The organism is Salinispora cortesiana, from assembly GCF_000484695.1.
Taxonomy (GTDB): domain Bacteria; phylum Actinomycetota; class Actinomycetes; order Mycobacteriales; family Micromonosporaceae; genus Micromonospora; species Micromonospora cortesiana.
In genome coordinates, this window is the sequence record NZ_AXVR01000007.1 from 15,988 (window position 1) to 37,847 (window position 21,860).

At 68.8% G+C, this 21,860-nt stretch carries 19 protein-coding genes; all 19 read right to left on the reverse strand.

The genetic code is table 11. The features are described 5' to 3' along the window. Positions 1-267, reverse strand: a complete 267-nt coding sequence (locus K228_RS0105415; protein WP_025617495.1) for a hypothetical protein — start codon at positions 265-267, stop codon at positions 1-3. Further along, complete coding sequence (locus K228_RS0105420) at positions 257-1,771, reverse strand: AMP-binding protein (protein ID WP_025617496.1); 1,515 nt, start codon at positions 1,769-1,771, stop codon at positions 257-259. The genes K228_RS0105415 and K228_RS0105420 overlap by 11 nt, the downstream gene beginning before the upstream one ends. Beyond that, on the reverse strand, positions 1,768-3,783 hold the full coding sequence (locus K228_RS0105425) for a class I tRNA ligase family protein (RefSeq protein ID WP_025617497.1): 2,016 nt from the start codon (positions 3,781-3,783) through the stop codon (positions 1,768-1,770). Before K228_RS0105425 ends, K228_RS0105420 begins: the two co-directional genes overlap by 4 nt. Further along, complete coding sequence (locus K228_RS0105430) at positions 3,780-4,892, reverse strand: NAD(P)/FAD-dependent oxidoreductase (RefSeq protein WP_025617498.1); 1,113 nt, start codon at positions 4,890-4,892, stop codon at positions 3,780-3,782. Before K228_RS0105430 ends, K228_RS0105425 begins: the two co-directional genes overlap by 4 nt. Next, the gene (locus K228_RS0105435) at positions 4,856-6,169 is read right to left on the reverse strand and encodes a lysine N(6)-hydroxylase/L-ornithine N(5)-oxygenase family protein (RefSeq protein WP_025617499.1); all 1,314 of its coding nucleotides are present in this window, start codon (positions 6,167-6,169) and stop codon (positions 4,856-4,858) included. The genes K228_RS0105430 and K228_RS0105435 overlap by 37 nt, the downstream gene beginning before the upstream one ends. Next, a complete protein-coding gene (locus K228_RS0105440; protein ID WP_025617500.1) occupies positions 6,159-7,385 on the reverse strand; it encodes a saccharopine dehydrogenase family protein in 1,227 nt (408 codons plus the stop codon). Before K228_RS0105440 ends, K228_RS0105435 begins: the two co-directional genes overlap by 11 nt. Continuing rightward, positions 7,375-8,454 (reverse strand): saccharopine dehydrogenase, encoded by a 1,080-nt coding sequence (locus tag K228_RS0105445; RefSeq protein ID WP_025617501.1) that lies wholly within the window; start codon positions 8,452-8,454, stop codon positions 7,375-7,377. The genes K228_RS0105440 and K228_RS0105445 overlap by 11 nt, the downstream gene beginning before the upstream one ends. Beyond that, entirely contained in the window at positions 8,454-9,671 is a 1,218-nt protein-coding gene (locus K228_RS0105450) for an acyl-CoA dehydrogenase family protein (RefSeq protein ID WP_025617502.1), read from the reverse strand. Before K228_RS0105450 ends, K228_RS0105445 begins: the two co-directional genes overlap by 1 nt. Positions 9,672-9,727: 56 nt before the next feature. Continuing rightward, the gene (locus K228_RS0105455; RefSeq protein WP_025617503.1) at positions 9,728-11,584 is read right to left on the reverse strand and encodes an FAD/NAD(P)-binding protein; all 1,857 of its coding nucleotides are present in this window, start codon (positions 11,582-11,584) and stop codon (positions 9,728-9,730) included. Between the two features lie 59 nt (positions 11,585-11,643). After that, positions 11,644-11,892, reverse strand: a complete 249-nt coding sequence (locus K228_RS0105460; protein WP_025617504.1) for an acyl carrier protein — start codon at positions 11,890-11,892, stop codon at positions 11,644-11,646. A gap of 131 nt (positions 11,893-12,023) precedes the next feature. After that, on the reverse strand, positions 12,024-13,217 hold the full coding sequence (locus K228_RS0105465; RefSeq protein WP_025617505.1) for an FAD-binding oxidoreductase: 1,194 nt from the start codon (positions 13,215-13,217) through the stop codon (positions 12,024-12,026). Between the two features lie 22 nt (positions 13,218-13,239). Continuing rightward, a complete protein-coding gene (locus tag K228_RS0105470) occupies positions 13,240-14,745 on the reverse strand; it encodes a phytoene desaturase family protein (RefSeq protein WP_025617506.1) in 1,506 nt (501 codons plus the stop codon). Between the two features lie 68 nt (positions 14,746-14,813). Further along, positions 14,814-16,481, reverse strand: a complete 1,668-nt coding sequence (locus K228_RS0105475) for a class I adenylate-forming enzyme family protein (RefSeq protein WP_025617507.1) — start codon at positions 16,479-16,481, stop codon at positions 14,814-14,816. Continuing rightward, the gene (locus K228_RS0105480; protein WP_025617508.1) at positions 16,481-17,947 is read right to left on the reverse strand and encodes a class-II fumarase/aspartase family protein; all 1,467 of its coding nucleotides are present in this window, start codon (positions 17,945-17,947) and stop codon (positions 16,481-16,483) included. Before K228_RS0105480 ends, K228_RS0105475 begins: the two co-directional genes overlap by 1 nt. 62 nt (positions 17,948-18,009) lie before the next feature. After that, positions 18,010-18,765 (reverse strand): 4'-phosphopantetheinyl transferase family protein, encoded by a 756-nt coding sequence (locus tag K228_RS0105485; RefSeq protein WP_025617509.1) that lies wholly within the window; start codon positions 18,763-18,765, stop codon positions 18,010-18,012. After that, positions 18,762-19,838: a C45 family autoproteolytic acyltransferase/hydrolase gene (locus K228_RS0105490; RefSeq protein ID WP_025617510.1), complete on the reverse strand. Its 1,077-nt coding sequence runs from the start codon at positions 19,836-19,838 to the stop codon at positions 18,762-18,764. Before K228_RS0105490 ends, K228_RS0105485 begins: the two co-directional genes overlap by 4 nt. 85 nt (positions 19,839-19,923) lie before the next feature. After that, positions 19,924-20,850 carry a beta-ketoacyl-[acyl-carrier-protein] synthase family protein gene (locus tag K228_RS0105495; protein WP_025617511.1) on the reverse strand — a complete coding sequence of 309 codons (927 nt, stop codon included), beginning with the start codon at positions 20,848-20,850 and terminating at the stop codon, positions 19,924-19,926. 75 nt (positions 20,851-20,925) lie between these two features. Next, complete coding sequence (locus K228_RS0105500; RefSeq protein WP_025617512.1) at positions 20,926-21,351, reverse strand: MaoC family dehydratase; 426 nt, start codon at positions 21,349-21,351, stop codon at positions 20,926-20,928. After that, positions 21,335-21,811: an FAS1-like dehydratase domain-containing protein gene (locus tag K228_RS0105505; RefSeq protein ID WP_025617513.1), complete on the reverse strand. Its 477-nt coding sequence runs from the start codon at positions 21,809-21,811 to the stop codon at positions 21,335-21,337. The genes K228_RS0105500 and K228_RS0105505 overlap by 17 nt, the downstream gene beginning before the upstream one ends. Between the last annotated feature and the right edge of the window lie 49 nt (positions 21,812-21,860).

The following is a 21,860-nucleotide window of genomic DNA, read 5'->3' on the forward strand; positions in this document are numbered from 1 at the left end:
TCAGCTTCCCACCGGGCCCACATGCCGGGCAATGGCGTCGGTGACGTCGCGCAGCGTGCGCATTCCGGCGAGGTCGTCCTCGGTGAAGTTGGCGAGGTCGACTTTGGTGGTTTCGCACAGCTCGGTCAGAAACAGCACCTTGTTGAGGGAGGTGAGGGCGTAGTGACCGACCATGTCCGCGTCGAGGTCGAGGGCGGCCGGGGCGACGTCGTGGGTCAGCACGGCGGCGAACTGTTCGCGGGCGGTCACTTCCAGCTCAGGGAGCATGGATTCCCTCCTTGGGGTCGTGCACTGCGGCGTGGTGGGCGGCGAGGATCTGCCGCCTCCTGGGCTTGTACTGCGAGGTGAGCAGGCCGTTGTCGATGCTGAACGGCTCGTCGGCGAGGATCATCCGGCTGATCCGTTCGTCACTGGTGAGCGCGGCGTTGGTCGAAGCGAGCTGGGCGGTGATCGCCGTCCGGTCGGCGGGTACGTGGGCCGGCGAGACCACGGCGACCAACTCGGTCTGACCAGGACAGAACAAGACGCACTCGGCGATCGCCGGGTCTGCCTTCAACTGTTCTTCGATCGGCCGAACGATGACTTTCTTCCCGTTGTCCAGGACGATCACGTCGTCGGCCCGCCCCCGGATGAAGAGGAAACCGTCCTCGTCGAGGTGCCCGAGGTCACCGGTTCGCACGGTGCCGTCGGGTGCGAAGATCTGCTCAGAGCTGCCGGGTTCGGCATAGAGGTAGCGGGTGTTGACGGGGTGGTCACTGCGGACGTGGACGACACCGTCCGCGTCGATCAGGACCTCCTTGCCCCGCAGCACCTGGCCCACACTGCCCTCGCGATGGGCCTTCGGGTGGTTCTTGGTGACGATGCAGGTTTCGTTGAGCCCGTACCCCTCGTAGATGGGAAGACCGGCGTCGACGAAGAAGCGCAGGGTGCTCGGGGCCGCGGGCGCGGAACCGGTCCACAGATATCGGATGCGGTCGCCGAACACCGCCTGTGCGGCCTCCGTCACTGACGAACCGCGACGCTGCCTTGCCTCGATCTGGCGTTTTGCGGTCTCGTAGAAGGCGGGCACCCCCATCACCACGGTGGGTCGGACCTGGCGCAGCGCCGCGAAGGCCGCCTCGTAGGTGCTGACCGTGACGTCGTGGCCGTGCAGCAATGCCGAGTAGATCCAGTAGCGCTGCTGGAGCAGGGAGAGCGGCAGGAAGACGAACAGGTCGTCACCCGGCCCGTGTTCGAAGATTTCCTGGACGGCCCGCAGCGAGCTGTCGATGCTGCCCGCGGTGGCACCTAGGCCCTTGGACTCGCCGGTACTGCCCGAGGTGAACTTGATCGTGGTGACGTCCTCGGGTTGCCACGTCACCGGCGGCAGCGCGGGTTCGTCCAGGTCGCGGCGTCCGGCGGCCTCCGTCACCTCACTGATGGGTACGATGCCGGGCCCTTCGGTGTGCCGATCGGTGCACAGGAGCGTCAGGTCGTAGCGGGTCAGCAGGTCGCTGTCGGGTGTGAACTTGCCCGGCTCGAGCCCGGCCGTCTCCACCTTCAGCCGCAGTGCCGCCAGGTCGAGCAGCACCCATTCCAGCCCGTTCGCCGCGTGGATGCCGATGCGGTCGCCGGGTCGGATCCCGTGCCCGAGCAGCCAGCGAGCCACTCGGGCGGAACGCCGGTACAGGTCGGCGAGGTCGAGCGTACGGGCGCCCCACAGCTCGGTGAAGGTGATGCGCCCGGTGGCCGGCTCGGTGGTGACCAGCCGGCCGAAGGTTTCCCGCGTCATCGGTCCGACCCCCGGTCCTTGTTCTCGGCCGGCTCGGTGGTGGGCTGGAAGAACACGGTGGTGGCGAGGCAGACACCGCTCCCTGGTGGAACGAGTTCCACCGCTTGTGGCCATTTGGTGGGCTTCGGCAGGCCGAGAGCGGTGGCCAGGTGACCCGCGAAGCGGGGCATCAGTGGCGTTGCGACCGAGGCGAGGAGGCGGGCTGCGGCCAGTTCCAGGGCGATGGCGGTTCGGGCTTCGTCCTGCCACCCGGCGCTCCGCGCGGTACGGGCCTCCCGGCCGACGAAGCGCAGGGTCTCCGCGACCAACGCGTCGAGTTCCGCGGCGGCCTGGTTGAGGCTGAAGCCGTCGGCGCGGAGGCAGCCGGTGACCGCGTCGAGCCGGCCGCCGAGCCGGGCCAGGAACGCCGAGTGCTCCGGCGTCCAGACACCCGCGTCGGGGGCTTTGCTGTCGTAGTGCCTGGTGATCCGGGCGCCGAGGTCGTTTAGCCAGCGCTGCCAGGTTCCGATCAGCGTGTCGTTCAGCACTGAACGGAAGTCGGCGCGCCGGAAGTTGGTGCGCTCGGCCTCGGGCCGGGTGCGACTGAGGAAGTAGCGGACCGCGTCGACGGTGTCCTCGTCGAGGATCTCCTTGCCCCAGATGGCATGCCGCCGGCTGGTCGAGAATTTTTCGCCCTCCAGTAGATAGAACTCGTTGACGTGGTAGTCGATGTCCGGCTGCCATCCGGGATGGGCCAGCCGGTACAGCACCGGGTAGAGCACCGAGTGGTAGAAGCTGTTGTCGTAGCCGAAGAAGTGGACGATCTTCCAGTCCTGCTCGGGTGCGGCGGCCTGCCAACCGCGGCCCAGTCGGGCGCCCAGCGCCTCGATGCCGTGCAGAAATCCGTACGACATCTCGGGCCAGACCCAGATGACCTGGTCGTCGACGTCCTTCTCCGCCGGGGGGACGCCCCAGTCGGCGGGGTGCGACAGCGGGATGTCCAGGACGGGGCGGGCGAAGAGGCGGTCGCCGAGTTCCCGCAGCCGGGCAGGCACGCGGCCGAGGCTGTGGTGGGTGGAGATTTCGTCCCGGAACTGGTGCAGCGGCAGCGACCAGCGGGCCAGTGGGGCCCGCCGCGGCTCGGCGTCGGACTCGTTCGACCTCGGCTGCCTGAGGTCCACCACGGTGTTGGGCTCGCCGCACTCCTCGCAGATGTTTCCGCTCGTGCTCTCGCCGCAGCCGGGGCAGCCACCTCGGACATCCGCCTCGTACAGGTAACGGCCGCTCTCGCCGTCGAAGAGGGCGTCCCGCTCGGTGACGGTGGCTCGCCCGGAGGCGACCACCCGGGAGAAGAAGTTCCGCAGGCCCTGCCGGTAGCCGGGCTCGGCGTCGGTGACCATGTAGTGGTCAGGGTTGATGTCCATCATGGCCAGCGTGCGCGCGATTTCGGCGCTGTAGCGTGCGGCGGTCTCCGCGGGCGCGCGGCCCTCACGCCGTGCGGTGTTCACCACGTAGCTCTGGTAGTCGTCGCTTCCCGTCAGGTGCCATGCCTCAGTGCCGTTCATCCGCTGGAACCGGACGAACGCGTCCGCGCCCAGGTAGGGGCCGGAAAGGTGCCCGAGGTGGAGGTCACCATTGGGCGTCGGCGGGGTGGAGAAGACGAACACCGGGCGTTCACCGAACGCGAGCCGCTCGTTGTTCCCGGCCGAGTTCAGGGCACGTTCGGTGTCGCGCCAGTACTGGGTGAGGAAGACCAGGTCGTCATCGCCGGTGTTCTCCAGCACGTGCGACTCGAACGGTTCGAAGAGGGCCAGCGTGCCGGGCCGGGCCGGGTGGCGGCGACCATCCACGACGAACTCTCCCTCACCGGCGACGACGACGAAGAACTCGGTTTCGTCGTGCTGGTGGCTGGTGGACGCCCCGCCCGGCGCGACCCGCCCCCAACCGGCGCCTGTCCCGAGCCCCTCGACGTCGCTCATGCCGATGCCGAAAGCCGGTTCCAGGAGCTCCGGATCGTACTTGCTGAAGATCATCTCGTGTCCTTCCGGCTGGTGGGAGTCGGGGCCTGCGTGGACAACAGACGGATGGTCTCGGCGGCGACCGCTGGAGCCAGCCGATACCCGGAGCCATTCGCGGCGCCCGCGAAGACCAGTCGGCCATCGTCGGTGAGCGCACGCACCAGCGGGACCGCGTCCGGGGCGTACGCGTCGCAGAAGACCCGACCCGAGACGCAGCGGTCGGCCAGCCGCGGCGCGTATCGGCGTAGCAGTTCGCGGGCCTCCGCCAGATGCGCCGGGTTCAAGCCAGGCTCGACGGTGTCCGGATCCACGTCCCATTCGCTGCAGGTGTAGCTGAAGAGCCAGTGACCGCGACGTCGGTACGGCAGCAGAAAGGCGTCCTCCTCCTGGAAGACGATCGCGCCGTCCTGCTTCGTCGGCGCCTGCTCGATGTGCAGGGCCACGACCTTCTTCACGCGTGCCCCGAGGGGCGCCACCAGGTCTCGCCATGCCCTGGCGGCGAGCCAGGGGCCCGGCGCGAGCACCACCCGCTCGGCGATGAGTGGCGGCCCGGTGCTCAGCGACAGTCGGACGCCATCCACACTCGAGCTCACATCGGTCACCGTCACGCCTTCCAGGAATTCGACTGTTGGGCGTAGTTCGGCGGCGAGGGCCTGGGTGAGAGTGGGAACGTCGGCGTACTGGCAGCCGTCCCCGGCCCAGGCGACGGTGCCCTTGGGTAGGGCGACGCCGTCCGGGACCCTGGTGACGCGTCGCAGGTTCGCCTCGGGCAGGTACGTGCTGCGCACCTTCGCCTCGGTGCTCTCCCGCGCGACGACGGTCATGCCGATCGGGTGGATCGGCAGATCGGGTCGACGCGCGGCGAGGTCGGCGTAGTACCGCTGGCTCTCGGTGGTGAGGGCTCGTACCGCGGGGTTCGCACCGCGAGGGAAGTGCAGGCCCGCCGATCGACGGCTCGCGCCGCTGCCGATCAGGTCGCGGTCGATGACCGTCACCGAGGCTCGGGAGTCGGTGGCCAGGATCTCCCGCGCGACAAGGCAGCCGAGAATGCCGGCACCGACCACGACGGTGCCCGGACGGCGGGCCATCAGGGTGCCTTCCCGGTGGGTGGCTTGCTCGACCACTCGATGAACGAGGGAAGCTGTTCGTTGCTCGACACCATGCTGAGCCGGTCGGCGATGCGTTGGCTGCGCCAGGCGTTCAGGCTCAGGTTCGGGTCGGCCAGGCCACGCTGGCCGCGGGCGGCGTTCTGGACGAACACCCGTCGGTCCTCTGGTCCGTCCCAGTACACGGCGTAGTCCTCGTCGATGCGTAGTTCGTCGCCATCCTGTTCCAGGCGGTCGGCGATCGGGGCGAGGAAGTCCTTGCGGGTCGGCCGGAAGCCCGTCGCCCAGATCACGATGTCGGCTTCGAAGACCTCGGTGGATTCGGGGTGGTCGTTGTGCCGGGAGGTCACCTGCCAGCTTCCGTAGAGCCCGTTGCCGACGTCGGTGACCTCGCGGTTGGGGTAGAGGCTCACCAGGTCGACGTTGTGGTCCAAGAATCTGTGTATATAGATTCGCTGGTAGATTTCCTGCAGTGTCGTCTGCGAGATGCCGTCGCTGGTGAGTAGGTTCTGCCGGTTGAAGGAGTGCCGTGCCTCGCGGGTGAGGGTGTAGAAGTAGTCCGCATACGACGGCATGTAGTAGTCGTTGGTGAACGGTGAGTCGTCGATCGGAAAGTAGTTTCCCCTCCGGGACAGCCACGATATGCGGCGCGGCAACCTGTCGGGCCGTTGCGAGATCAGTTCGAGGAAGACCTCGGCTCCGGACTGCCCGCCGCCGATCACCACCACCCGTTTGTGCCGAAGGTCCGCGGCCGTGTGCCGGTAGTCGCTGACGTGGAACTGTGTCGGCCCCAACCGGTCGCGAACGTACGATGGCACCCAGGGCCGGCTGCCGACGCCGACGACCACGTTGTCCGCGGTCAGGGTGCGTAGGTCCGTGTGGACCGTGAAGACGTCGCGGAAGGACACCTCCCGCACCGTCTCACCGAAGACGCAGTTCTCGTTACGCTGGGCTGCCCACGCCAGATAGTTACGGAACTCCACCCGGGGCACGGCGTCGAACTGGGCGTTCAGGAAGTGGTAGAGCCTGCCCTCGTCGTGTAGGTACGACAGGAACGAGAACGGGTTCCTCGGGTCGGCCAGCGTGACCAGGTCCTTGAACAGCGAGACCTGGAGGGTGTTCCCGGGCAGTTGCTGGCCGTCGTGCCAGCTGAAGGATGCCTTTCGGTCGAGGAAGATACTGGTCACGTCCGGCCGGTTGTACAGCAGCGACGCCAGGCTCAGATTGGCCGGCCCTACGCCGACTCCCAGGCAGCGGTAGTGCTCCGCGCCGGAGCGTGTTGGCTCAGGCACCATGACGGGCTTCTCCTTTCGACCGCTCGCCGCGCTCGTTGAGCGGGTCGTCCGAATTGGTCGGTGGGCAGTGTGAGGTGACGGGGAGGCCGTGCTCTTTCAAGAAGTCCATCCAGCGATCGGCTTCGTCGGCGGTCTCGGCCGCGCGGTTGACTCCCACGGGCAGCGCGCCGTCGAGAATACGAATCACCCCGCCGACGAGGGGCAGCGAGACGCAGCGGGCCATCGCGCTCTCGGCGGCGTCGCCACTGACATCCAACAGCTGGGTTCCACGCCAGCAGGTGGCACCATCGGAGTCACGGACGGTCAGCTCGACGGTGAGCACGACGCGATCGCGGTCGGCGTCCGTGGTCGGGTACCGGTTGGCTAACTCCGCCGCCAGCGCCCGGATCCGGACCTCGTCACCGGCCCGTACCGTGTCGAAGACGTCGGTCCAGGCCGTGTACCAGCCCTCGTTGCGGAGCGTGCCCCGGATGAACGTCGCCAGCCGCCAGCCGGATGGGACGCCGTACTGTGTCACGAACGGCAGGCTGTCCCGGTTTGGGTAGACCTCGAACGCCTCTTCGCCGAGCACCAGCGGGCGGGTGGCCTCCCAGGGGCGTTCGGCCGTGCGCTGTTCCCCGTTCTCGACATAGCGCGCGGACGAGCCGAGGGCGGTCAGCACCCCGTAGGGTGACCAGCTGAAGCGGTAGCGGAAGTCGTTCGGCTGCGCGGGGACACCTCCGCAGTAGGAGGTGAAGTCGACGGTTGTCGCCGTGTCGCCGACATCGCGCCGGGCTCGCTCGATGAGCTGGTGGGCCATCAGATGATCGATGCCCGGATCGAGACCGGCCTCGGTGAGCACGACGAGCCCGGCGGTGCTCGCCGCGTTCGCTACCGCCGCCAACTCCGCCGAGGTGTAGCTGGTACAGGCGAAGTGGGCCCGGCGGGAGAGCGCCAGCCGAAGCAGGGCTGGGTGCTCGGTCGCGGGCAGCATGGAAACGATCACGTCACCGGGGCGTACCTCGGCTTCCAGGGAGTCGCGGCTCAGCGACCGTTGCTCCGCCCGTTCCGCCAGCCCGAGAGAGCTGAGCCGGCTTCGGGCGCGCTCGCGGGTGCGATCCCACACAATGACCCGTTTGGCCTGGTCGCAGAGCAGGCCGAGTCCGGTGCGGCCGGTGGACCGGCCGGTGCCGATCCAGTGGACGGTACCGCTCGCTGTCGGTGGTTCAGCGAACATGGGCGTTCTCCTTCGCAGTCTCTGCCACAGCGCTTGTGCCGATCGCTCGGACGAAGGCCCGCAGACAGCGGACCCAGGCACCATCCCCGGTACCCAGCCGCAGTAGCTGCGGCCACAACTCGGCGGAGAACGCCACGCTGGCCTCGACTGGCAGCAGGGAGGGGAGGTTGTCGACGGCGATGATGTCCACCCCCCGGTCGCCCGCTCTCAGCGGTCGAACCGGCTGGTCCCAGTCGGTGACTGTGTCGTAGACGGGCAGCACGTTGCACGCCGAGTCGACATCGCACGTGACGTCCGCGATCACGGACAGGTGGCGCTCCGGCGCGTCCAGGTCCGCCGGGGTCAGGAATGGCGGGATGGGCTGGGTGACGAGGACGGTGTTGACGAGGATGTCGGAACCCAGCAGGGCCGGTCGGTCCAGCACGCGGGTTTCCTCGACGTCCCAACGGACCGGGTCGATTCCGCCGGCCACCAGGGCGTCACACGCTCCGCGTCCGCTGCGGCCGAGCGCCCCGATCACCACGGCCCTGTCCATGGTGCGGCGTGCACTCGCCCGCAGCCGCGCGTCCCACTGCGACCGGCCCCGAGGCCGCAGCGGCAGGTCCAGGACTTCGCGGCGGTGCAGCATGGCGAGGACCGCACCCAGGTAGCCCGCCCAGTAGCCGAACGCGGCCAGGCGCCGGCCGCTGTCGTCGGTCAGATACTCAAGGTCCAGTAGCACCCCGCCGCCGTTGGTGAACCGGGCGAGCAGGTCGCCGGAGCCTGTCTGGCCCTTGTAGGCATGACCGAAGAAGATGTGCCGGTGGCGCAGCGTACGCGGCTGTGCGGGTAGCTCCTTGAGCCCCAGGACGTAGGCGCTCTCGGGCGCCTCGACCCAGCTGCCTGACGGCGCCCGGGCGCAGCCCGCGCGGAGGTACTGGTCGATCGGGAAGGCTCGCTGGGGGGACTCCTCCACGGTGATCGACACACCCTGGCGCACGAGTCGTGCCGCGTCCTCGGGCACCAGTGGTGCCCGGCGTTCGGTGGTGCGGGTCTCGTGCCGCACCCACAGATGGGGTGGACGCTGCATCAGCGCTCCTCCTTCGCCGTGGCTTTCATGGTGTGGCCGGCCCGTCGGACGTCCAGTGCGTCGGCGACGGCGAGTCGCAGCACATCGGTGCTGCCTTCGTAGATGCGCAGGGAGCGGATCTGCCGGTAGAGGCGCTCAGGAACACCGTCCCGGATCACTCCCGCCGCCCCGAACAGCTGGACGGCGGCGTCGACGGTCTCCTGGGCCGCCTCCGTGGCGTACACCTTGGCGATGTTGGAGTACCGGGCGAAGCGTCGGCTACCCCGGTCGCACTCCCAGGCGGCCCGTGCCGTCAGCAGCGTCGCGGCGTTGAGTCGAACCTCCATGTCCGCCAGCGATGCCTTCACCAGCTGAAGGTCGAACAGGGTGCTGCCGAAGGCCCGGCGACTGCGGGTATGGGCCAGTGCGGCGTCGGCGGCGCGGCGGGCGAAGCCGATCGCGGCGGCGGCGACTGTCATCCGGAACCTTTCGAGCAGGTCCATGGCGATGATGAAGCCCTTGCCGGGCCGGCCGAGGACGGCCTCGGTAGGCACCCGGCAGTGTTCGAACACGAGATGGCCGAACGAGCGTGGGGCGATCGCGTCGAGTGGCTCCACCCTTACACCAGGATTGTCGGCGGGCACCACGAACGCCGTCAGCCCGAGTGGGCCCGGCCCCTCGCCGGTCCGCGCGACGACCACGAACAAGTCGGCGATCGTGGCGTGCGCGATCCATGCCTTGGTTCCGTCGAGCACATAGTCGGCCCCTTTCCTCCGGGCGCTCAGCCCGACCGCGACGACCTCTGAACCCGCCTCCTTCTCGGAGACGGCGAACGCGCCGACCCGCAGCCCCTTGGCCATCGCCGGCAGGTAGCGGCGCCGCTGCTCCTCGTCGCCGAACCGGATGATGGGTGTCGCCGACAACGACTGGATGGAGTATGCGAAGTCCGCCAGGTCCTCGGTGTAGGCGAGCGCCTCCCGGGCCAGGCACACGCTCCGCAGGTCGGCGGGGTACTGGTGGGTTCCCGCCTCCGGGTCGAGCCCGGCGAGCCAGCCGTCCGCGCCGAGCAGCTCGACCAGCCTGCGCCCGGAGTCGTCCGGGTGCGCGCCGCGGATGGTCTCCCACCGGTCGACCTGGCCTTCACACCAGGTGGCGAACTGGTGGGCGAACCGGCGGTGTTCGTCGTCGTAGAAGGGGAGGTGAAGGATATCGGGGTCGAAAATGGTCGGTTCGTCCACAGTGGTGACTCCAGGTGGGTCACGTTCGTCGGGGGCGGGGACCTCGTGACGGGTCGTCATGAGGGTGATGTCGCGCGGGCGATGGCGTCCGCGTCCTCGAGGATCACCGAGCCGACGCTGGGGCGGATGCCCGCTGCGGTGGCCCAGTGCACGTACTCGGTCGGCACCCCGTAGGCGAACCGCCTCGGGTGGGGAACGCCCGACGCGTCCATCACGCGGTAGGGCCGGGCGGTGACCTCCAGGCCGCCGCTCTCGTAGTCGTCGTCCCCGTCAGCGATCCGGTAGGGCCGGCACTGCCCGGTCGCGAGCAGATGCCGTAGCAGCGGATTCGTGCTGCGGCGTAGGTCCGGCTCGGCGATGCGTGCCTCGATCAGCGTTGTCGCCAGCACCTCCGGTCCCCCCAGCTGAGTGGAGCCGATCAGAAAGCCCTCACCACTGGGGGCCGCACGGACCTGGGTACGCGGTCCGACGACCTGGAGCACGCCAGCCTCGATCAGGGCGATCATCTCCTCGATCCGCGACCGGGGCGGGCCGATGGACAGGTAGGCGTTCAGTGGGTTGAACCAGCCCACTACCTCGTCGCGGTACGACCTGCCGGTGATCCCCGAGTGGTCGATCGCAAGTCGTACCTCGTTGCGTAGATCGCGCAGGACGTCCAGGGCGGCCTTCAACGGGTCGTCGACATTGCCGTTCCTGGCCTGCCGCACGTCGTCGCGTAGGTGGCCCAGCAGCCACCGGTTGAAGTCCGCGCGGTCGGTGAACGCCTGCTCGCCCCACGGGCATTCGATCCTTCGCCAGTCCCAGTCGTCCCGCTCGGTGAGACCGTATTCGCGCAGGACGTCCGCCCGACCGTCCGCGGGGGCCGCCAGCAGGTCGGTGAGGTAACGATCGGCCGCCGCCCGTCCCGTGCGCTGGGCCACCAGGGCGTGGTGGTGGACCGCGCGTACCTCCGCGTCCAGCAGTGGCCACACGTCCCGCTTGAATGTCGCGCCGGGGGTGTTCCGGATGCGCTGAACCGCCTCCAGGGTCAGGAACAGCGGTTCGTGCCGGCCCGCCGGTCCTTTCTGGTTCTCCCCGCGGGCGTGGTGCGGCACTCCGCGTCGGGATCCGGCGTACAGGACCGGCTCCTGCCCGGAGGGGAGGTACTGCAGGCCCTCGGGCGAGTTGACGAACTTGCCTCCCCGGCCCTCGGTGAGCAAGGACAGCACGTCGAAGAAGGCCAGCCCGAGCCCCCGGACGGCGACGGTCTCCCCGGGGCCGATGCCGTCGAAGTCGGCGTCGGCGGGATTGCCCGGCGGTAGGTAGCGCAACCTGTTGCGGCGCGCGTACGTGGTGAACCGCCGCTCCTCCTCGGTCGGCTCGTTGGCTCCGTGCCCGAGCGCCAGCACCACGGCGTCCAGGCCGGTGATCCGGGTGTCCTCGTCCAGCGTGACGCACTGGCCGTCCGCCTCGTCGTCCAGTGCCACCGCCGTCGCCCGGTGGACGACGAAGCGCAGGCCCTCGGGGGCGTTCGCGACCAGGTCCTCGAACACCCACGACAGGTAGTGGCCGTACTGGACGCGGGACGGGTAGTCATCGGGGCCGAGCTGTTCCGGGCCGGGCCAGGCCCGGCCCGCGTGCATCGGGGAACGGTGTAGCCACTCGTGCAGGCTCGGACCCGGCCGGATTGGGCCGTAGCAGTGGACACTGTCGTCGGTGAACTGGCTGACCTGGGAGGTCACCGTGTTCATGAGCAGGTGGGAGGACTGGGTGGTGCGCCAGGTTCGGCCGGGCCCCGGTGGGTAGGGGTCCACGACGTGGACCAGCAGCCGGTGCCCGCCGGGGTGATTGGCACTCAACCGTTCGAGGACAGCGAGTCCGCGTGGTCCGGCTCCCACGACGCACATCGCACGGATCGGCTGCGGCAAGGTCACATCTCCTTTGTCCGGCGTGCGCGAACGCACCGAGTGCCAGGAAGCGGTCATGGCGACGGCTATTTCGCTTCGGCGCGACGATTTACCTCTTTCGTGAACTCACCGAGGTCCAGGTCGGTCAGCTTCTCCATCTCCTCGTCCGAGAATTCGACGCCGAATTTGTCGAGCTGCATGACGAGTTCGGCCAAAGAGAGTGACTCCAATTCGAGTCCGCCGTCGCCCAGCGGGGTTTCGTCGGTCGCCGACTCCACATCGAACTTCATGTCACGGAGCGCGGAAAAGATGAACTCTCGCAGGTCAGTGGACATGGTTGTACCTCCCTGATCAGGGGTTTTTGGGTGCGTGGGAGCGCCCCGGGAATGGGTGAGGACAGGTGCGAAAGTGGGAAGGGTGGTAGTGGGTTGGTTTGCCGGCGGTTTCCTTTGTTCCGGGTTCGCTCCTAGAAGTAGTTACCGGGCTGGAAGTCGACTTCGATGTCGGTCAGGGGATAGGCGACACAGGAGTGCGCGTAGCCGAACCTCCGGTCGCTCGTGCGTAGCCGGGCTTCCTCGGCGTGGACGACCTCGCCGGAGCAGACCTTGACCCGGCAGTCCCCGCATTCGCCGGAGCGGCAGGACGCCGCCGGTGGCATCCCGTTCTCCTCCAGTGCGTAGATCAGCTCCCGGCCGCGGGGCATCTGGAAACTCTTACCTCCCCGCACGCTGACCGTGACCGCACCTGTGGGATCGACGCCACTCGGCCAGTCGGGGGCGTCCGGCGGCGACTTGGCGACGTAGTTGGCCTCCATTCGGATGCGTCGACCGGGCAGCCCGAGCGACTCCAGTTCCCCGACGAGATACGGGTACTTGTACGCGGGCCCGCATACGTACGTCATGCGTCCGGTCAACGGTCCGGCAAGCTTGACGATGAGCGGGGCGTTGAGTGGTTTCACCGCGCCGGTCCAGCCGGGGTCGGCCTGGGCCAGAATGTGGTGGACCACGATGTTCGGGTACTGCCGCTCGATTGCCTCGAGTTCGTCCTGGAAGATGATGTCGTCCGAGCGCCGGGAGCCGTAGAGCAGTGTCATTCGGCGTGGCAGGCCCAACTCGACGATCTCCCGGATCATGCTCATCGCTGGCGCCACCCCGGAACCACCGGCGAGGAACAGCAGGTCGTCCCCGTGGAACAGCGGATCGTGGGTGAACGTGCCCATCGGCCCGCCGCTGGTGAAGCGGTCACCGATGGATACCTCGTCCAGCAGATAGTTGCTGACGAGACCGCCGGGTAGTCGGCGTACGGTCAAGTCGTAGTGGTCCCGTCGGGTCGGGCTGGACGAAATGGAGAAGGCCCGGTTGGTGTGGATGTCGCCGACCTGAACGTCCAGGCTGAGGTACTGCCCGGCGCGGAACGGCGGAAGGCTCCCCCCGGCGGCGCGTCGCAGCCGCAGGGTCTTCGTTGTCGATGTCTCATCGATCAGCTCCGTCACCGTCAGCTCGAGCTTCCGCGGGTGGTAGGGCTCGACCTCGACCCGCGCGTCGGCCCGGTGCGCCGCCTGGTTCGCCGCGTGCGCCTTGAGCCGTTCGACGACGCCGTCCGCTCCTTCGAGCAGACGGGCCAATGGATTGACCGAGGGGGTATATGGCGGGTTTGTCATGTCCCACTCCGCTCTCTCGAAGTCACTGGCCCATGGCGAGCAGCCCCTGGCAGCGCCGGGAAGCTGTCACGAGGTTGGAGTTGTAGCCGCCGGCCGTCGTCCAGTTACTGGTCAGCAGCAGGCCCGGCACGTTCTGCCTGAGGTCCTCGTCGTGGAACAGCCAGCTGTCGGTGATGTCCTGGTCGAAGCCGTAGATGGCACCGCCGGGCTGGTTGGTGTAGCGCTTGAAAGTCAGCGGTGTGGCCAGCTCGGCCTCCTCGATCGCGTCCCGGAGGCCGGGTACGAGAGTCTCCGCCAGGTCCAGTTGGGACTCCGCGTAGGAGGCCTTCGCCGCGGCGTAGTCCTCCGGCGCCAGCGATTCCCACGGCTCGGCGTACTGGATCGCGGAGAGCACAACCTGGGTGCAGCCCTTGGGGGCGAAGCCGGTCGGCTGCACGTCGTAACAGGTCACGATCAGGAATGGGCAGGGCTCGGTGAGGGAGTAGGCCCCACGCAGCACCGACTGCTCGTCCAGACTGGCGGAGAGAAACGTCGTCGCCGCGGTGAAGCCCAACTCCTTCGGCGACGCGTCCACTCCGAGGAACAGACACGTCGCCGATGCCCCGGGCCGCCGGGCACGCAGACCCTGCAGAACATTGGCGGGTACCACCCCCGGGTCGTCCAGCAGCCGGGTGTACGTCGTCGTCGACGGTGCGTTGGAGACCACCAGCTTGGCGCCAACCGTGTCACCGTTTTCCAACCGCACTCCCACCGCGGACCCCCCGTGGGTCAGAATCTGTACGACCTCGGTGTTCAGTCGCAGCTCGCCTCCGGCCTCCTCGAAAGACTCCACGAGCGCGGAGGAGAGCGCCTGACCGCCGCCGACGACCTGGTACGGCCTGGTCTCCACATACAGCGTCAGGAGTCGGGCCATGTCCATGAAGGCGATTCGGTGCGGAAGCTGTCCGTTGTAGCTCCAGTACGAGGACAACACGAGCTTCAGCCGTTCGTCGGTGAAGAACTCGTCCAGTACCTCACGGAAGGTCCGCAGTGCGTAACGGCGTACGTCGGGAAGGGTCTTCAGCCACTCCAGCTGTTCCGGAATCCGGTGCAGGTTGACCCGCGCGGTCAGCTGCCACAGCCCGGTCTCCCGGACGATCTCCAGGAACCGCACGATCTGTGGCCGGTTGCCGGGGCTGAGGCCGTCCAGCACGTCCGCCAGACCCGACCAGTCGTGGGGCAGCCGGACATCGACCTCCCCCGGCACGACCGTCCGGCACAGATCACGATCTTCCAGCCATTCCAATCGGCGCGTCACGTCCAGCTCGTCCAGCACCGCCTTCAGGGGACCGTGCCCGCCCATGCCGCCCAGCTGGTGCAGCGATACCTCGAATTCGAAGCGGCCCCGTACGAAGGAGGTGGCCGCGCCGCCGGGAACGCTGTGCCGTTCCAACAGCAGCGTTCGCCTGCCCCCACGCTGCAGGGTGGTGGCTGCGGCGAGGCCGCCGAGCCCGCTACCGATGACGATCACGTCGTAGTTGGTACTCATGTTGGAATCTCCTTTCCCGGACCGGGTCGGCGCCCCGTGCCGCCCAACCGGGCGGGTAGTGAACCTGGTCAGCGACCAGCGACCAGCGTCCTGGCCTGTTCGCGCAGGATCCGCTTGAGGACCTTGCCGGTGATGCCCACGGGAATCGTGTCCTCCGGGACGAGCACGGCGCCCGCTACCGTGGGTAGGCCGTGCCTGGTCAGCGCCGCGTTCACCCAGGCCGTCGGATCCTCCGGCGCCGTCACCCCATCGGCGAGTTCCAGCAGGACGTACGTCTCTGCGACGCCCTCGTCCTCCCAGCCGAACCGAACGTCCTCGTCGGCCAGGCCGACAATGGTGCAGTCACGGATCTCCTCGTACTCGCTGAGCAGCAGCTCCTCGGTGTACGCGCTGTAGACGAACCCTTCGGAGGTACGGATGGCGTCACTGGTGCGATCAAGGTGGTAGAAGTTGTTGCCGGCGTCCCGGTACACCAGGTCACCGGTGAGGAAGTAGCCCCCGAGCCACTGCTGGTGCCAGCGCACGTTGTCGTTCCAGAAGCCCGGCGTCAGTGACTGGGATCGCACACCGAGTCGGCCCACCGCGCCGGGTGGCAGGACCTCACCGTCCTCGGAGAGTGCTGCGGCCTCGGCAAAGCGCATCGGACGACCGATACAGCGACCCATGCTCGGGGCGCCCGGGCGGTGGACATAGTCGAACAGGACGTAGCCCATCTCGGTCGAGCCGAAGATGTCGAGGAAGATCGCACCCGGAGCCAGCTTTGGCTTCAGGTCACGGCCGGTTACCGGATGTTGGCCCTTTTCCAGGAGCCGTCTGATGTGCACCACGTGGGCGGCGTCTCCGGAGGCGTAGTACCCCTCGACGCAGGACAGATCGCGGTCCGTCAGGTCCTCGCCGGCCATTTCCATGAACGTGTGCGTGAACCCGAACACGATGGTCGGGCGGAACCTCTCGATCCCGTCCAGCACGCCCTTACCGCTCGGATCGGTGAAGTGGATCACCGGTGCCCCCAGCAACAGGCCCAACAAAGTGTTCGACATCGCCGATACGTGGTGTCCCGGCAGTGCCAGCAGCCGCGAGCGGGTGCTGCAGTCCAAGCCATCCGACAACCGGCTCAGGGCCCCGTGGAACAGCGTCGTGTGGGTGTGGAACGCCGACTTCGGGATACCCGTGGTGCCGGAGGAGTGGGAGATGAGAATGGGGTCGTTCGGGGCGTGTCGGAACGGGTAGTTCTCGGGACGGTGCGCCCGGTCCTCGGGGGTGATCTCGGCCTGCAGCGCCACGAACAACGGCGGAACGTCGTCCCGCAGGTGGTCCTGTAGCTCCTTGTGCCAGGGCTCGCGTGTCATGATGCCCACGACCCGCTGTCGACGGATGTACTCGCGCCGGGTCTCCAGCGGCATGTTGGCGTTCACCAGGGACGCGATCGCACCGATGCTGGTGAGCGCCATCAGGTTCAGCGCGAAGTCGGTGATCGACGTCGTCACGATGGCGACCGCGTCCTTGGCCCGTACGCCGTTGCGCCGGTAGAACCCGGCGTAGGTCGCCACGACCTCGTGCAGTTCGCCGAGGGTGAGTACCTCGGGGTGGTTGCCGGCGGGATCGCGCCACGTGCCGTCGAGCCACAGCACCTGCCCCTCCAGGGACCGACCGTAGCGAGTGAGCCGGTGCAGCACGTTGCCCGCACCGAGAGCCCGGTCGTCGAGAATCGTCCGGCGGAGTTGCTCGTTGATCATCATTGTTTCGCCTCCGGTTCCTGTGACGGGGTGAGAGGGGTGGCTGCCGTGTGGGCGCGGTGCACGGCACGATCGACCAGGGGCGCGGCGGCCCCGAGGTAGCCCTCCGGATCGAGAAGTTCATCGAGCGAGTCGAGGCACGCGGACCGTCCGTTGACAAGTCCGGCCTCGTTGAGCGCATGTCGCAGGGCGTCGGCCGCGGGCATTCCCATCTCGGTGTCCCGAACCGCGCGGGTCACCGCCTCCTTGGCCCGCTGGCGGCCCAACTCCTGACCGAGCGCCACGGACAACCGCTCGGCCACCAGACTGCTCCCGGTCAGGGACAGGTTCGCGCGGATTCGTTCGGTCGCCACGACCAAACCCTGCGCCAGTTCGGCTGCGGTGTGGCTCGCGCCGGCAGCCAGCCGCAGGCACTCCCGAAGCGGCTGCCACTCCGCGTGCCAGGCTCCCGAGGACCGCTCGTCCTCGGCCACCATCGACTGACCCAGCACCAGCGCGTACACCGGGATCTGCCTGGCGGCCGTCGCGACCAGGACGCTCAGCACCGGGTTGCGCTTCTGCGGCATTGCCGAGGACTGCCCGCGACCCACCGCCGCGGGCTCGGCCACCTCGGCGATCTCGGTGCGGGACAGGATGAGCACGTCCGCGGCGAACTTGCCGAGCGCGCCGCCCACAAAGTTCAGCACGGCGGCCAGATCGGCGATCGGAGTGCGGACGGCATGCCAGGGCAGCGTCGGCTGGGCGAGGCCCAACTCGTCCGCGACCAGTGTGGCCAGTCGAAGCTCGGGATGATCGTCGGCCACGCCGGCGGCGGTCAGGTGGTCGTGGTATGCCGCGAGCGTGCCGGCCGCCCCACCCATCGACACCGGCAGTCCCTGACGCAGCAGGGCGTCCACCCGTTCGTGAGCGTCGCAGATCAGGGTGAGCCAGGTCGCCGCCTTGGTTCCGAACGTGGTGGGGACCGCGTGCTGGGTCAGGGTGCGGGCGACGGCTGCGGTGCCGCGGTGGTCCCGGGCGAGTTCCGCGAGAGCGGTTCGGATGCGCACCAGGTCGTCTCGGACGAGGCACAGCGCGCGGGTGGCGACCAGCATGGCCGCAGAGTCCAGGACGTCCTGACTGGTGCTTCCGGCGTGCACGTGCCCGGCCGCTTCCGGGGCGGTGCTGGCGACCAGCCCAGTGAGGTGCTTGACGAAGCCGACGACCGGGTTGGCGGCCTCCCGGCCGAGGCGGGCCAACTCCACCAGGTCCAGCTGGCCACCCTCGCCGGCCCTGCGGATCGCGGCGGCCGTACCGTCCGGGACCGCGCCGAGACGTGCCTGGGCGGTGGCCAGCGCGGCCTCGAACTCGACCATCGCCGCCAGCCACGCCTCGTCCGAGGTGACAGCTTCGACCGGGGTGCCGGCCCAGACCGGGGACAGCAACCCCGAGTCGGTGCCGGCCGGCCGGGTGTTCTCCGTTGCGGACAACTTGGCTCCTCTCATACAGGTGGCCGTTGGGTCACCGGTGGCAGGCGGGGCAGTCCGGGCGCTCACGAGACGACTCCGGGTCCGGGCTGCGCGATGTCGCCGGCCGGGGAGCCCGCGACGGTCGGCATCCGCCAGGTGTGTAGCCACAACGGGACGCGGGTGCCGCTGGTCACGAAGGCCGTCATCACCTCGGCGGACGATCCGGGCACCGGGAAGCGGTCGGTACGACCGGACCACGCCATCTCGTCGGCGTCGCGGATCTCGGCGAGGGCACACCGGTTGGTGCCGGGGGGCCGGTGCAGTCGGACCTGGCGTGCGCCCCGCGCCAGGCCGCGCCCGGTCGCCTTGACCGCCGCCTCGAGCAGCGTCCAGGCAGAGAAGAACGTCTCCGACTCACGGAACGCGCCCAGCATGTCCACGTCCGGGTAGAAGGTCCGTAGCACCTCGGCGGGCGACCCGACGGGGCGGAGCACCTCGACGTCGACGCCGATCCGGGCGTTCCGGCTCACCGCGACCAGCAGCACACCCGCCGTCGTTGACCAGCTGACCCCTCGGTCCGGGTGATCCGGAAGGATCGGCCCGCCGTGCGGTGCGGCGGCGATCCGCACCTGCGAAGGCGGCTCGTCCAGCACGTGACTGAGCACCCTGCGGACCGCGGAGCGGCCCCGGACGTAGGTGACGGCCGCCGCGGCACGCACGAACCGCTCGGCTCGCCGTTCCTCCTCCGGGGAGAGGTCTGCCCGGCAGCACGCGTCGTCCCAGGTGGAGCGCGTGGTGTCGTGCAGGGCGATCAGCCAGCCCGTTGCCTCGGCCCTCATCTGTCCGCCGCCGTCCGGGTCGCACCGGCGGTGAATATCTGTGGTTGCGCGGACGGCTGGGGGCCCACCAGGCGTATCTCGCCGAGTTTCGGTCGCATCGCCACGGTGGCGACGGTGCGCTCGCGGCGGATATCCCCGTTGTCCGGCACGAAGATCGGAGGCGTCGACAGCAGCGCGAGGTGGTCGACCAGCGGGGCGTCCTGCGGCAGCGCCCGCAGCCGTTGGGCGCAGGCGTCCAGCCGGCGTAGTGAACCGTTCCTGGCAAACACGTTCAACTCGTCGAAGGGGACGAACTCTGGGTGCAGAAAGTGGTTCGTGTGCACCAGCGTCGCGCCGGTGACCACGCACATCCGGCCGTCCATCAACTCCGTCCATGCGGCGCCGCGTTTGTCGCACAGCATCAGCGACCGAGAACTGGCCAGCCGTAGTTCGCCGAGTAGGTGCAGCGCCTCGTCCACCGACCCGGCGTTGTCCAGGAGGTGGCGTACCGCGAGATATGGCGGTACCCCCGGCCGCCATGGCCCGCCCAGCACCAGGTTGATGCCGATGGCCAGGCCATCACTGTTCAGGCCGAGGTAGCCGAGCAGCCCGCCGAAGCTCAGGACCAGCACCTGGCGCGGGGATCCGGACCTCCGGATCGACAGGACCCCGACCTGATCGTCAAGATTGCCGTTGAGGTCGACCGTCTGGGCGAGGGTGGCGCACCGGCCGGTGGCGACCCGCGCGTACGTGGTGCAGTCACCGCCGGGGCGGCGGGTGCTGCGGTAGCCGAGGATCTCGCGTCGTACCTGGAGCAGCAGGGCCTCGTTCGGGGTGAGATTCGCCCCGTCGGCGAGTCCGCGGATCTCCTCGGCCAGATCGGGGACGCAGGACTCGACCTCCGACCGGAACGCGTCGAGCACCGGCTGCAGGGACTCCGGTGACACCGGGACGTCCAGCAGGTGGTTCAGCCGGGCGGTGCCGTCATCCAGGAACGCGCGCAGCTGCGCGGCCCGTGCGGCACCATGCCGGCGTCCCAACTCGTGGCTGTCGCCGCTGAGTTCGAGGTACGGGATGGGCGCGGGGGCGGTCATCGGGACGCCTTCGCGGCTGTGGCGTGGGCGGTCATCGGGTGTCTCCCCTTCGGCCTCGACCTCACGAGTGGATTCATCAGCGGTGTCACGAGACCTTCCGGAGCAGTACGCCGTGGCGGGCACCGGGCACGCTGGAGGCCAGCAGGTAGTGCCCATCGATCTCTCCCTCTCCCGAGGCCACGAGATCGGCGAGGTTGATCATCGGGTCGTTGGCGAAGCAGTGGCCGATCCGCTCGACATTGCCCAGGCGCAGTTGCGCGGGGGTGAAGCCCGCCTGACGCTCCTTCAGCGTCGTCAGCGGTCGGACCAGGTTGGCCGGAAGGAGCGCGGTGACCTTCTCCGGAGAGACACCGGTGGTGCGCTCCAGCTCATCGTTGACCGTGATGGCTAGCCGGGAGTCGATCTCGTCGCGCACCCCGAGCACCGTCGGGTCCTGCGCCGAGGCGGAGGCGAGGACCTCGAAGGAGTCCGGCCCTTGTTCCTCGGCACCCACCAGGCAACTCGCCGCGCCATCGCTGAACAGCGCGAACTTCTCCAGCCGTGCCGCCTCGTCGACGACCCGGTCCGCGGCCACCACGAGGATCAGCCGGTGACTACCGGAGCTGACCAGGCAGCGCGCCAGATGCAGGGCCGCGAGTAGGTTGTTGCACCGGTTGAGGGTCATCCCAGCGGCGAACGCCACCTTCGTCAACCCCAGTCCGTCCAGCACCGAGGCGAGGAAACCCGCATGGTCGTCCACCGACCGCGGGAACGAACTGGTACAGATGATCAGCCCGTCCACCGTGTCGCGCGCTGCCCTGGAGGCGTCGAGCGTGGCGTTCCCACTAGCGACCGCCAGTTCCACCAACGTGCCCTCGGTGCGGAAGAAGCTGCCCCAGCCCCAACTCTCGGGAGCCATCGGGATGGCGAACTGCGCCACTCGGGCCGCCAGGTCCTGGACCGCGGTGTACGGTTCCTCGATCTCACCCAGGACATAGCGGGGCGCGCTGAGGAGCACCGGTGAGGTGTCCATCCGTCCATCACCTCCGTCTGCTCGAACTGCCAGGTTGGGATCACCGGGCGGGAAGGGTCTTGGGTTCGGCGTGGGCTAGCTGGCGAGGCGTACGGTCACCCGGGCGTCGCTCAACACCTTGGTTCCGCCGCTGGTCACGACGAGGTCGAGGCGAACCAGGCCGTCGTCGAGGCGGGCGACCACCCGGCCCCCTACCTCGACCGAAGCCCCGGCGGGATCGTCGGGGACAACGACCGGTCGACTGAACCGGGTCCGGTACTCGACGACCGCCGCCGGGTCGCCGGCCCAGTCGGTGACCGTGCGGGCGGCGATCGCCATGGTGAGCATTCCGTGGGCGATCACGTCGGGCAGGCCCGCCTCCCGCGCCACCCGTGGGTTCCAGTGGACCGGGTTGAAGTCCTCGGAGGCCCCCGCGTACCGCACGAGGCCCTGCCGGGTGACCGTCACGGTCCTGGCCGGGAGTTCGTCTCCGACCTCGACGTTCTCAGCGCGAAGCGGCATCACCCACACCACCTTTCACCGCGGTCAGGGAGACGAAGGTCAGGCGTAGGGTGACGACGTGTTCACCACTGGTGTCGGCGACGTCGGCGCGTAGGGTCAGCACGTCCTTGCCGCGCAGGTTCTTCGCCCCGGTAATCGACACCGCGGTGACCAGCCGATCGCCGACCCGGACCGACCGGGCGTACTCGAAGCACTGGTCACCGTGCACGAGATAGGTCGGGTCGAAGCCGATCTCGTCGTAGCTGAACACCTCGTCCAACGCCCGCGCGACCACCACGAACGGGAAGGTCGGCGGCGCGGGCACCGACGGATGGCCCAGGGCCTGGGCCGCCTGCTGGTCCGTGTAGACGGCGGCGGGGTCGCCCACCGCCTCGGCGAAGCGTCGGATCGTCTCCGGTTCGACCGGGTAGGGCCGCGAGAGCGGGTACGACTTACCCACGCAGCTCGGGTTCAACGCCATGTCGCTGTCGCTCCATCAGATCGCGGTCGAGAAGGCAACGGTTGGTGGG